The organism is Pseudomonas sp. R9.37 (assembly GCF_963878885.1).
GTDB lineage: Bacteria > Pseudomonadota > Gammaproteobacteria > Pseudomonadales > Pseudomonadaceae > Aquipseudomonas.
This window is the reverse complement of sequence record NZ_CAWNZA010000022.1, coordinates 198,724-211,288: the sequence shown is the minus strand read 5'-3', so window position 1 is coordinate 211,288 and position 12,565 is coordinate 198,724. Positions and strand designations below refer to the sequence as shown.

General features: G+C 60.7%; 10 protein-coding genes. 5 read left to right on the top strand and 5 right to left on the bottom strand.

The genetic code is table 11. The features are described 5' to 3' along the window. Positions 1-8: 8 nt before the first annotated feature. From acnD to AACU78_RS13225, 4 genes are all read right to left on the bottom strand, one after another. On the bottom strand, positions 9-2,603 hold the full coding sequence (gene acnD, locus AACU78_RS13240; protein ID WP_106576289.1) for a Fe/S-dependent 2-methylisocitrate dehydratase AcnD: 2,595 nt from the start codon (positions 2,601-2,603) through the stop codon (positions 9-11). A 199-nt stretch (positions 2,604-2,802) separates the two neighbouring features. Then, positions 2,803-3,930 (bottom strand): bifunctional 2-methylcitrate synthase/citrate synthase, encoded by a 1,128-nt coding sequence (gene prpC, locus AACU78_RS13235; RefSeq protein ID WP_106576288.1) that lies wholly within the window; start codon positions 3,928-3,930, stop codon positions 2,803-2,805. A 67-nt stretch (positions 3,931-3,997) separates the two neighbouring features. Then, on the bottom strand, positions 3,998-4,891 hold the full coding sequence (gene prpB / locus AACU78_RS13230) for a methylisocitrate lyase (RefSeq protein WP_025854214.1): 894 nt from the start codon (positions 4,889-4,891) through the stop codon (positions 3,998-4,000). Positions 4,892-4,902: 11 nt separating this feature from the next. After that, on the bottom strand, positions 4,903-5,598 hold the full coding sequence (locus AACU78_RS13225; protein ID WP_106576287.1) for a GntR family transcriptional regulator: 696 nt from the start codon (positions 5,596-5,598) through the stop codon (positions 4,903-4,905). A gap of 270 nt (positions 5,599-5,868) precedes the next feature. Here AACU78_RS13225 and rloA point away from each other — a divergent pair, with 270 nt between their 5' ends. From rloA to pabB, 4 genes are all read left to right on the top strand, one after another. Continuing rightward, complete coding sequence (rloA, locus tag AACU78_RS13220; RefSeq protein ID WP_106576286.1) at positions 5,869-6,405, top strand: retropepsin-like aspartic peptidase RloA; 537 nt, start codon at positions 5,869-5,871, stop codon at positions 6,403-6,405. Between the two features lie 5 nt (positions 6,406-6,410). After that, entirely contained in the window at positions 6,411-7,943 is a 1,533-nt protein-coding gene (gene rloB, locus AACU78_RS13215; RefSeq protein ID WP_106576285.1) for an osmotic stress tolerance membrane protein RloB, read from the top strand. Continuing rightward, the gene (locus tag AACU78_RS13210) at positions 7,943-8,929 is read left to right on the top strand and encodes an alpha-L-glutamate ligase-like protein (protein WP_106576284.1); all 987 of its coding nucleotides are present in this window, start codon (positions 7,943-7,945) and stop codon (positions 8,927-8,929) included. Before rloB ends, AACU78_RS13210 begins: the two co-directional genes overlap by 1 nt. 177 nt (positions 8,930-9,106) lie before the next feature. Then, positions 9,107-10,450 carry an aminodeoxychorismate synthase component I gene (gene pabB, locus AACU78_RS13205; protein WP_106576283.1) on the top strand — a complete coding sequence of 448 codons (1,344 nt, stop codon included), beginning with the start codon at positions 9,107-9,109 and terminating at the stop codon, positions 10,448-10,450. A 219-nt stretch (positions 10,451-10,669) separates the two neighbouring features. On the opposite strand, the gene thrH is transcribed toward pabB, so the two are convergent. After that, a complete protein-coding gene (gene thrH / locus AACU78_RS13200) occupies positions 10,670-11,287 on the bottom strand; it encodes a bifunctional phosphoserine phosphatase/homoserine phosphotransferase ThrH (protein WP_106576282.1) in 618 nt (205 codons plus the stop codon). 152 nt (positions 11,288-11,439) lie between these two features. On the opposite strand from thrH, the gene AACU78_RS13195 reads away from it, so the two are divergent. Then, complete coding sequence (locus AACU78_RS13195) at positions 11,440-12,174, top strand: phosphoadenylyl-sulfate reductase (RefSeq protein ID WP_106576281.1); 735 nt, start codon at positions 11,440-11,442, stop codon at positions 12,172-12,174. Positions 12,175-12,565: the final 391 nt, after the last annotated feature.

Genomic DNA, 12,565 nt, shown 5'->3' with positions numbered 1-12,565 from the left:
TTATCCCCTTAAGCCGTCGCCGCCGATTCCAGGAAGTCCTGGGCAAAACGTTGCAACACGCCGCCCGCCTCGTAGATCGACACTTCTTCGGCGGTGTCCAGGCGGCACGTCACCGGCACTTCGACACGCTCACCATTTTTGCGGTTGATCACCAGGGTCAGCTGCGCACGCGGGGTGCGCTGGCCAACCACGTCATAGGTTTCGCTGCCATCGATGTTTAGGGTGTGGCGGTCGGTGCCCGGCAGAAACTCCAGCGGCAACACGCCCATGCCCACCAGGTTGGTGCGGTGAATACGCTCGAAGCCTTCGGCGGCAATGGCCTCCACACCGGCCAGGCGCACGCCCTTGGCCGCCCAGTCGCGGGACGAGCCCTGGCCGTAGTCGGCGCCGGCAATGATGATCAGCGGCTGCTTGCGTTCCATGTAGGTTTCAATGGCTTCCCACATCCGCGTGACCTGGCCTTCCGGCTCGATACGCGCGAGAGAACCCTGCTTGACCTTGCCGTTTTCCTGGACCATTTCGTTGAACAGTTTCGGGTTGGCAAAGGTCGCGCGTTGCGCGGTCAAGTGGTCGCCGCGGTGAGTCGCGTAGGAGTTGAAGTCGACTTCCGGCAAGCCCATTTTCGCCAGGTACTCACCGGCCGCGCTGTCGAGCATGATCGCGTTGGACGGCGACAGGTGATCGGTGGTGATGTTGTCCGGCAGCACCGCCAACGGGCGCATGCCTTTAAGCGGCCGCGCACCGGCCAGTGCGCCTTCCCAATACGGCGGGCGGCGGATGTAGGTGCTTTGCGGGCGCCAGTCGTACAGCGGCGCGACTTTGGGGCCGGTGTCTTCGTGAATCGCAAACATCGGGATGTAAACCGCGCGGAACTGCTCCGGCTTGACCGAGGCCTTGACCACCGCGTCGATCTCTTCATCGCTCGGCCAGATGTCCTGCAGGCGGATTTCCTTGCCGTTGGCATCGAGGCCGAGCACGTCCTTTTCAATGTCGAAACGGATGGTGCCGGCAATCGCGTAAGCCACGACCAATGGCGGCGAAGCGAGGAACGCTTGCTTGGCATAGGGGTGAATGCGCCCGTCGAAGTTGCGGTTGCCCGACAACACGGCGGTGGCGTACAGATCGCGGTCGATGATTTCTTGCTGGATCACCGGGTCGAGTGCGCCGGACATGCCGTTGCAGGTGGTGCAGGCAAACGCCACAACACCAAAACCCAGCTGCTCCAATTCGTGGGTCAAGCCCGCTTCGTCGAGGTACATCGCCACGGTTTTCGAGCCGGGCGCCAGCGAGGATTTGACCCACGGCTTGCGCGTCAGCCCAAGCTTGTTGGCGTTACGCGCCAGCAGGCCGGCGGCGATCACGTTGCGCGGGTTACTGGTGTTGGTGCAACTGGTGATAGCGGCGATGATCACCGCGCCATCCGGCATTTGCCCTGGCACTTCGTCCCACTGGCCGGAGATGCCCTTGGACGCCAGATCGCTGGTGGCCACGCGCGCATGCGGGTTGCTCGGCCCGGCCATGTTGCGCACCACGCTGGACAGGTCGAAGGTCAGGCCGCGCTCGTATTGCGCGCCCTTGAGGTCATCCGCCCATAGGCCGGTGTGACGCGCGTATTGCTCCACCAGGGTGACTTGTTCGTCTTCGCGGCCGGTGAGTTTCAGGTAGGCGATGGTCTGCGGGTCGATGTAGAACATCGCCGCGGTGGCACCGTATTCCGGGGCCATGTTGGAGATGGTCGCGCGGTCGCCCAGGGTCAGCTTGGAGGCGCCTTCGCCGAAGAATTCCAGCCAGGCACCCACCACTTTCTGCTTACGCAGGAATTCGGTCAGCGCCAGCACCATGTCGGTGGCAGTGATGCCAGGCAGCAGCTTGCCGGTGAGTTCGACGCCGATGATTTCCGGCAGGCGCATCCACGACGCGCGGCCAAGCATCACGCTCTCGGCCTCCAGGCCGCCGACGCCGATGGCGATCACGCCCAGCGCATCCACGTGCGGCGTGTGGCTGTCGGTGCCGACGCAGGTGTCCGGGAACGCCACGCCGTCACGCACCTGAATCACCGGAGACATTTTCTCCAGGTTGATCTGGTGCATGATGCCGTTGCCCGGCGGGATCACGTCGACGTTCTTGAAGGCCTTTTTGGTCCACTCGATAAAGTGAAAACGGTCTTCGTTGCGGCGGTCTTCGATGGCGCGGTTTTTCTCGAACGCGTCCGGGTCCGAACCACCGGCTTCGACCGCCAGGGAGTGGTCGACGATCAGCTGGGTGGGCACCACCGGGTTGACCTGGGCCGGGTCACCGCCTTGCAGGGCGATGGCGTCGCGCAGGCCGGCAAGGTCGACCAGGGCGGTCTGGCCGAGGATGTCGTGGCACACCACACGCGCCGGGAACCAGGGGAAGTCGAGGTCGCGCTTGCGTTCGATCAGTTGGCTCAGGGACGCATTGAGCGTGGCCGGGTCGCAACGGCGCACCAGGTTCTCCGCGAGCACGCGAGAGGTGTACGGCAAAGTGGCGTAGGCGCCGGGGGCGATTGCATCGACAGCCGCACGGGCGTCGTAGAAATCCAGGCGGCTGCCAGGGAGCGGTTTGCGAAATTCAGTGTTCATCGTCAGGACTCGGTCACGGTAGTTACAAAAGAAGAACCGAAGCAGATCCAGAATTGGAACGTGATCAAAATGTGGGAGGGGGCTTGCCCCCGATGGCGGTGGTTCAGTGCCAGCTGTATCAACTGACAGACTGCTATCGGAGGCAAGCCCCCTGCCACATTTGACCTCATGCCCATTCCCGGCTCGTCGGTCTCCTCATTCAGCGACGTTCGATTGGCACGAACTTGCGCTGCTCAACGCCGATGTACTCGGCGCTTGGACGGATGATGCGGTTGTTGGCGCGCTGCTCGAACACATGCGCAGCCCAGCCGGTGAGGCGTGAGCAGACGAAGATCGGCGTGAACAGCTTGGTCGGGATGCCCATGAAGTGGTACGCCGAGGCATGGTAGAAGTCGGCGTTGGGGAACAGTTTCTTCTGCTCCCACATGGTTTTGTCGATGGCTTCGGAGACCGGGAACAGCACCTTGTCGCCCACTTCGTCAGCGAGTTTTTTCGACCAGCCCTTGATCACTTCATTACGCGGGTCGCTGTCTTTGTAGATCGCGTGGCCAAAGCCCATGATCTTATCCTTGCGCGCCAGCATGCCGAGGGTGCCTTCGACGGCTTCTTCGGCCGAGCCGAAACGCTCGATCATTTCCATCGCCGCTTCGTTGGCGCCGCCGTGCAGCGGGCCGCGCAGCGAACCGATGGCGGCGGTGACGCAGGAATACAGGTCGGACAGGGTCGAGGCACACACACGGGCGGTGAAAGTCGAGGCGTTGAACTCGTGCTCGGCGTAGAGAATCAGCGACACGTTCATGACCTTCTCGTGCAACGCGCTCGGCTTCTTGCCATGCAGCAGGTGCAGGAAATGGCCGCCGATGCTCGGCTCGTCGGTCACGCAATCAATCTTCTTGCCATCGTGGCTGAAGCGATACCAGTAGCACATGATCGCCGGGAAAGCGGCAAGCAGGCGGTCGGTGACATCGCGCTGCACACTGAAGTCTTTTTCCGGCTCGATATTGCCCAGGAACGAGCAGCCGGTGCGCATCACGTCCATCGGGTGGGCGTCGGCGGGGATGCGCTCCAGCACTTCTTTGAGCGCCTGCGGCAGGTCGCGCAGCTTGCCGAGTTTTGCGGTGTAGGCCGCCAGCTCGGCTTTGGTTGGCAATTCGCCGTACAGCAGCAGGTAGGCAACTTCTTCAAATTGCGCATCGGCGGCCAGTTCACGCACGTCGTAGCCGCGATAGGTCAAACCGGCGCCGGCCTGGCCCACGGTGGACAGTGCGGTCTGCCCGGCCACCTGGCCACGCAGGCCGGCGCCACTCAATACTTTTGCTTCAGCCATGGTTGTTCTCCAATTTTGTAGTTATTCAGGGAGCGTGTGGGAGCGGGCTTGCTCGCCCCCACAGGGTTTATTTTTTCGCGGCGAACAGCGCGTCGAGCTTCTGCTCGAAGGTGTGGTAGTCGATGCGATCGTATAGCTCCATGCGGGTTTGCATGGTGTCGATCACATTCTGTTGAGTTCCATCGCGACGGATCGCGGTGTAGACATTCTCGGCGGCCTTGTTCATGGCGCGGAAGGCCGAGAGCGGGTACAGCACGATGGAAACATCGGCAGATTTCAACTGTTCGGTGGTGTACAGCGGCGTCGCGCCGAATTCGGTGATGTTGGCCAGGATCGGTGCCTTCACGCGGGAGGCAAAGAGCTTGTACATCTCCAGCTCAGTGATGGCTTCGGGGAACACCATGTCAGCGCCGGCTTCGATGCAGGCGGCGGCGCGTTCCAGTGCCGATTCCAAACCTTCGACGGCGAGGGCGTCGGTGCGCGCCATGATCACGAAACTGTCATCGGTGCGCGCATCCACGGCGGCCTTGATACGGTCGACCATTTCCTGCTGGGACACGATTTCTTTGTTCGGGCGATGGCCGCAGCGCTTGGCGCCAACCTGGTCTTCGATATGGATGGCGGCGGCGCCGAACTTGATCATCGACTTGACCGTGCGCGCCACGTTGAAGGCCGAGGAGCCAAAACCGGTGTCCACGTCCACCAGCAGCGGCAGGTCGCACACGTCGGTGATGCGGCGCACGTCGGTCAACACGTCATCCAGGCCCGTGATGCCCAGGTCTGGCACCCCCAGAGAGCCCGCCGCCACGCCGCCACCCGACAGGTAAATCGCCTTGAAACCGGCGCGCTTGGCCAGCAGCGCGTGGTTGGCGTTGATCGCGCCAACGACCTGTAGCGGATGTTCGCTGGCAACCGCGTCACGGAAACGCTGGCCGGGTGTACTTTTATTGTTAGAACTCATGACTCACCTCTTCAGGAAGTGCCGTCGGGGAAGTGACGGGCAATGTTGCGTTTGGAGGCGCCGATGTGCCGGCGCATCAACAATTCGGCCAGTTCACCGTCGCGATCGGCAATCGCGTCAAGAATGCGGTGGTGCTCGGCAAAAGCCTGGCGTGGACGATTGGGCGTGGCGGAGAACTGGATGCGGTACATGCGCACCAACTGGTACAGCTCGCCGCAGAGCATTTGGGTCAGGGTGCGATTGCCGGCGCCTTGAATTATCCGGTAATGAAAATCGAAGTCGCCTTCCTGCTGGTAGTAGCCCAGGCCGGCCTGGAACGCTTCGTCGCGTTCATGGGTATGAAGCACGTGGCGCAGCTCTTCGATTTCCGCGTCGGTCATGCGCTCGGCGGCCAGGCGGCAGGCCATGCCTTCCAGGGACTCGCGAATTTCATAGAGTTCGATCAGCTCGGCATGGCTCAAGGACACCACTCGCGCGCCAACGTGAGGCACGCGCACCAGCAGGCGCTGGCCTTCCAGGCGGTGGATGGCTTCGCGCAACGGGCCACGGCTGATGCCGTAGGTGCGGGCCAGTTCCGGCTCGGAAATCTTGCTGCCGGGGGCGATTTCGCCTTTGACGATGGCGGCCTGGATGCGCCGGAAGACGTTCTCGGACATGGTCTGGGAATCGTCTTGCGCCACCACAGGGGTTTCCAGTTGATCCAGCATATTGTCGACACCTTTAAAAGCAATGCCGCAAAAACTAGCCACTCAGACCCAAATAGTCAAAGAATAAATCAACATTGTCGACAATCGTCTAATAACCCCGTGTGCGCTGAATAGGGGCATGGCCGCCTGCCAGCGCTGGCGCCAAAAAAGCATCATGTTAGAATGCCCGCCGCTTTTGCCTGACATCACTTGATGAAACGGCGCACCCGAGATTGCGCAGCAATGCCAGTCGCCTTGAATTAAACATCGCACTGCAGCGCCTCAGGATCTATGAGACTCAAGCCCCTCCTTTTAATGTTGTGCCTAGCGTGCATACCGAGCCTTGGCGGCGCCGCCGAGAAGACCGTGTATGGCCTGAATGAATACGCGAAACTGGCGGGCATAGACCTGGAAGTGGCGGCCAAACTCGACACCGGCGCCAAGACCGCCTCGTTGAGCGCCCGCGACATCAAGCGCTTCAAACGCAACGGTGAATCCTGGGTACGTTTCTACCTGGCCATCGACACCGCCCATTCCCACCCCATCGAACGCCCCCTGGCCCGCGTCAGCAAAATCAAACGCCGCGCCGGTGACTACGACCCCGATGAGGACAAGAACTACACCGCCCGCCCAGTGATCGCCCTGGACATCTGCATGGGCACTGCTTTACGCAGCATCGAAGTGAACTTGACTGACCGCAGCGCATTCCAATACCCGCTGCTGATCGGCTCCGAAGCCTTGAAACGCTTTGATGCGCTGGTCGACCCCAGTCTTAAATACGCAGCGGGCAAACCTGCCTGCGCCGCTGACGCTCCTACCGCCGAGTAAACCGAATGCGCTCTCTGACCCTGCACCTGAAAATCCTCATCACCATTTTGGTGGTGTTGGGTATTTCGGTCACCGCCTACCAGATTTTCGTGCTGGGAATTCCCGTCACCGAGGACGCCACCGACGACCTGTGGAACATCGACGCCAAGGTCGAGTTTGTCGCCAGCCCCAAAGACCCGGTGAAGATCTCGATGTTCGTGCCGCCCCTGAGCCGCGACTTCGTCAGCCTCAACGAGAGTTTCATCTCCAATAACTACGGCGTGAGCGTCAACCGCACCGACGGCAACCGCAAGGTCACCTGGTCGGCGCGCCGCGCCAAGGGCAACCAGACGCTGTATTACCGCCTGGTGCTGACCAAGCGTTACAGCGGCGAAAAGGTCAAGGTCAAAGGTCCGACCTTCCGCGACAGCATTGCCGTGGAAGGCCCGGAAAAAATCGCCGCCGAAGCCTTGCTGGCGCCGATCCGCCAGCATTCGGCCGACGTCGAAACCTTTATTACCGAAGCGATCAAGCGCACCAACAACCTCAACGACGACAATGTGAAGCTGCTGCTGGCGGGCGACCCGTCGACGCCGCACAAGGCCAAGATCGTCGAGTTATTGCTGTCCATCGCCCATGTGCCGGTGGAAAAAGTCCACACCATCCGCCTCGTCGCCGACCAGCCGCAAACCCCGGAACTATGGCTGCGCAGCTTCAACGGCAATGACTGGCTGTATTTCAACCCGGAAACCGGCGAGCAAGGCCTGCCCGCTGACCGCCTGCTGTGGTGGACCGGCGATGAAAACCTGATCACGGTCGATGGCGGCAAGAAAGCCATGGTGACCTTCAGCCTGAACAACAGCGAAATGAACGCGATTCGCCTGGCCAAGCTGACCGACGAGAACACCGACGCCAACTTCCTCGAATACTCGCTGTACGGCCTGCCGCTGCAAACCCAGCAGACCTTCATGATCATGGTGATGATCCCGATTGGCGTGCTGGTGATTCTGATCCTGCGCAACCTGATCGGCCTGCAGACGCTGGGCACCTTTACGCCGGTGCTGATTGCCCTGGCGTTCCGCGAGACGCAGTTGGGCTTTGGCATTGTGCTGTTCACCATTATTACCGCGCTGGGCTTGTCGCTCAGGTCGTACCTGGAACACTTGAAGCTGCAGATGCTGCCGAGGCTGTCGGTGGTGCTGACCTTCGTGGTGGTGCTGATTGCAGCCATCAGTTTGTTCAGCCACAAGCTGGGCCTTGAGCGCGGGCTGTCGGTGGCGCTGTTCCCGATGGTGATTCTGACCATGACCATCGAACGCCTGTCGATCACCTGGGAAGAACGCGGCGCCAACCATGCGCTGAAAGTGGCGATCGGTACGCTGTTCGCCGCCTCGCTGGCGCACATCATCATGAGCGTGCCGGAGCTGATCTACTTCGTGTTCACCTTCCCGGCAGTCCTGTTGATCCTGGTGGGCTTCATGCTGGCCATGGGTCGTTATCGCGGCTACCGCCTGACCGAACTGGTGCGTTTCAAGGCCTTCCTCAAGGCTGATTCGTAATGTTCGGCTTCTGGAAGACCTGGAAGGCCCTGGAAGCGCGGGGCATCATGGGCATCAACCGGCGCAACGCCGACTACGTGCTCAAGTACAACAAGCGCAGCCTGTACCCGATTGTGGATGACAAGATCATCACCAAGGAACGGGCGATGGCGGCCGGCATTCACGTGCCGGAAATGTACGGGATCATTTCCACCGAGAAAGAAATCGACAAGCTCGACGAGATCATCGGCGGGCGCAGCGACTTCGTGATCAAGCCGGCCCAGGGTGCCGGCGGCGATGGCATCCTGGTGGTGGCCGACCGGTTTGAAGGGCGCTATCGCACGGTGTCCGGCAAGATCATCAGCCATGAAGAAATCGAACACCAGATTTCCAGCATCCTCACCGGCCTGTATTCCCTGGGCGGCCACCGTGACCGCGCGCTGATCGAATACCGCGTGGTGCCCGACCAGATCTTCAAGAGCATCAGCTACGAAGGCGTGCCGGACATCCGCATTATTGTGCTGATGGGTTACCCGGTAATGGCCATGCTGCGCTTGCCGACGCGCCAATCCGGCGGCAAGGCCAACCTGCACCAGGGCGCGATTGGCGTGGGTGTCGACCTGGCCACGGGCTTGACGCTGCGCGGCACCTGGCTGAACAACATCATCACCAAACACCCCGACACCACCAACGCGGTGGATGGCGTGCAACTGCCCAACTGGGACGGTTTCATGAAGTTGGCGGCCAGCTGTTATGAGCTGTGCGGGCTGGGTTACATCGGCGTGGACATGGTGCTGGACCAGGAAAAAGGCCCGCTGATCCTCGAGCTGAACGCGCGGCCGGGGCTCAATATCCAGATTGCCAACGACTGCGGCCTGACGTTGCGTACCCATGCGGTGGAAGCGCGGTTGGAAGAACTGAAAGCTGCGGGCGTGACCGAAACGCCGGAAGAGCGGGTTAAGTTCGTGCAGGAGATGTTCGGGCATATTCCCGCCGTTGAAGGCTGACGCCACTCAACTGTGGAAGCGGGCTTGCTCGCGAAAGCGGAGTGCCATTCAACACAACCGGGACTGATACGCCGCCTTCGCGAGCAAACCCGCTGCCCCATTTAAACCGCGCTCTAGGACCAAACCCTTCGGGGGACTACAATCGCCTCCCCCAAGCCAACAGCTGATCCACCCCGCATGTCGACCTGTTCTGTACACCCGCTGCCCTACCGGGCCAACCCCGCCGACTACTTCGCGGCGATTCGTCACGCTCCCGGCGCAGTGTTGCTCGACAGCGGCCGCCCGGCTGCCGAACGCGGGCGCTATGACCTGCTCAGCGCCTGGCCAGTGGAAACGCTGACGGTACGGCCTGACGAAAACGGCAGTGATTTCCTGCAACGCTTGCGCGAAAACCTCACGCAGTTGGGTAAGGCGGGGTTGCCTGCGGGTTATGAGTTGCCGTTCGCTGGCGGCTTGATCGGTTACCTGAGCTACGACTTCGGCCGCCACCTGGAACACATGCCGCACTTGGCGGTGGACGACCTGCACCTGCCGGACGCGCGCTTTGGGCTGTATGCCTGGGCGCTGATCAGCGATCACCAGGTGCAGAGCAGTCAGCTGGTCTTCCACCCTTCGCTGATCGACAGCGAGCGACGACGCTTGATTGCGCTGTTCAACGTTGACGCAGTCGACAGCCAGGCCAGCTTCAAAATGCACGGCCCCATGGTTGCGGACCTGACCGCCGACGCTTACCGGCAGGCCATCGTGCGCATTCAGGACTACATCCAGGCCGGCGACTGCTACCAGGTCAACTTTGCCCAGCGCTTTCGCGCGCCGTGCGTCGGCGATCCGTGGGCGGCTTACTGCGCCTTGCGAGAGGCGTGCCCCACCCCGTTTTCCGGGTTCCAGAGCCTGCCGGACGACGGCGCCGTGCTGAGCCTGTCGCCGGAGCGCTTTGTGCACATCAGCGAGCGCCGCGTCGAAACCCGCCCGATCAAAGGCACCCGCCCGCGTGGCCTGACACCCGAAGACGACGCGGCCCAGGCCGCCGAGCTGATGGCCAGCCCCAAGGATCGCGCCGAAAACCTGATGATCGTTGATCTGCTGCGCAACGACCTTGGCCGCACCTGCCGGACGGGCTCGGTGAAAGTGCCGCAATTGTTCAGCCTGGAAAGCTACCCCAACGTGCATCACTTGGTGAGCAGCGTCACTGGCATCCTGGCCGACGGCAAAGACGCCCTCGACCTGATCGCCGGCAGCTTCCCCGGTGGCTCCATCACCGGCGCACCGAAGATTCGCGCCATGCAGATAATCGACGAGCTTGAACCCACGCGGCGCGGGTTGTACTGCGGCTCGTTGGTGTACCTGGATGTGCGCGGCGAGATGGACAGCTCTATCGCGATTCGCAGCTTGCTGGTCAAGGATGGGCAGGTGTGCTGCTGGGGCGGTGGCGGGATCGTGGCGGACTCGCAGTGGGAGGCGGAGTATCAGGAGTCGCTGACGAAAGTGCGGGTGTTGTTACAAACGTTGGAAGGCTTGTAACAGCCCGGCCCTGCCTGAGGCTCAGACGCAGAGCCGAGCTACCGAATAAGCCTGCATGAGGGCTTGAGTATTCCTTATGATCGGTTGCTCGCAGAGGCCTGACCTGGCTGTACCGGCCCTGTCGCAGGCAAGCCAGCCACCACACATTCAACTGTGTGAACCCGATCACATGTGGGAGCGGGCTTGCCTGCGAAGGGGCCATCAGCAGCGCTGAAAAACTTACAGGCTCAACGCCCGATTTGACGCCTTGAGGAACGCTTTCTTCAAATCCTCAAACGTATGCACCGCCGGAAATTGCGGGAACTCGCGAATCACATTCTGCGGCGCATGGAACAGAATCCCACGGTCAGCTTCGCCCAGCATCGTGGTGTCGTTGTAGGAATCGCCGGCGGCGATCACTCGGTAGTAGAGGGTCTTGAATGCCAGCACGGATTGGCGCTTCGGGTCCTTTTGACGCAGTTGGTAACTCACCACCCGGTCGTTTTCGTCGGTGATCAAGCGGTGGCACAGCAAGGTCGGAAAGCCCAGCTGGCGCATCAGCGGTTGGGAGAATTCGTAGAAGGTGTCGGACAGGATCACCACCTGGAAACGCTCGCGCAGCCAGTTGACGAACTCGATGGCACCGTCCAGCGGCTCAAGGGTGGCAATCACTTCCTGGATGTCGGCAAGCTTGAGCCCATGCTCGTCGAGGATGCGCAGGCGTTGCTTCATCAGCACGTCGTAGTCGGGAATGTCGCGGGTCGTGGCGCGCAGGGATTCAATACCGGTTTTTTCGGCGAAGGCGATCCAGATTTCCGGAACCAGCACCCCTTCCAGGTCAAGACAGGCAATTTCCACAAGACACTCCCATTTAGATGTTGTTAGTTGAGCGAGCAAAAGGACTGCCGAACTCTAGCGACTCAAGCTCTGCGCCGCAACGCAGGGCGGATTTTGGTACCATCGCTTCCCTATAGAGCGCTCAGCGCCACTGACCTGTAGGAACCGTCCTGATGAACCAAGCCTTCGACGTCGTTGAACTCGCCACGACTTACGCCAACAAATCCGCCCAGGACATTCTCAAACTGGCGTTCAGCCAGTTCGGTGACGACCTGTGGATTTCCTTCAGCGGCGCCGAGGACGTGGTGCTGGTAGACATGGCTTGGAAGCTGAACAAGAACGTCAAGGTGTTCAGCCTCGACACCGGGCGCCTGCACCCGGAAACCTATCGGTTCATCGAACAGGTGCGCGAGTTCTACAAGATCGACATCGAGCTGATCTCGCCGGACCAGAGCAAACTGGAACCCTTCGTCAAGGAAAAGGGCCTGTTCAGTTTCTACAAGGATGGCCATGGCGAGTGCTGCGGTGTGCGCAAGATCGAACCGCTGCGGCGCAAACTGTCCGGCGTGAGCGCCTGGGCCACCGGCCAACGCCGTGACCAGAGCCCCGGCACCCGCAGCCAGGTGGCGGCGCTGGAAATTGACACGGCGTTCTCTACACCCGAGCGCACCCTGTACAAATTCAACCCACTGGCGCAAATGACCAGCGAGGAAGTCTGGGGTTACATCCGCATGCTTGAGCTGCCGTATAACAGCTTGCATGAGCGCGGGTTTATCAGCATCGGCTGCGAGCCGTGCACCCGGCCAGTATTGCCGAACCAGCATGAGCGTGAAGGCCGCTGGTGGTGGGAAGAAGCCACGCAGAAGGAATGCGGGCTGCACGCCGGGAATATCATCAGCAAGGCCTGAGGTCTGTCGCAGTAAAAAATGTGGGAGCGGGCTTGCTCGCGATGAGGGTGTGTCAGTCAATGAATTGTTGGCTGATAGATCGCCATCGCGGGCAAGCCCGCTCCCACATTTGCTTTGTGAGGGACAAAATTTTGTACACACCTATGTAACTATCGGTGCCATTTATGTGTGCAATTCATATTTCACCGCACCAAAACGTAACACCCCTGCCCGCGTGCCGTTTGCCTATCCAATAGCGCGCCTCCCCATTTAAAAATAAATACCTGTTCAAACGGTCAATTTATATCGCTTTAAATTCAGATAGTTATTTTAATAATTAGTAAAAACGAAATTAAACACCGTTTTTATAGATCGAGAACTGGCACGCATGTGGCTTAAGGTGAATTACGCT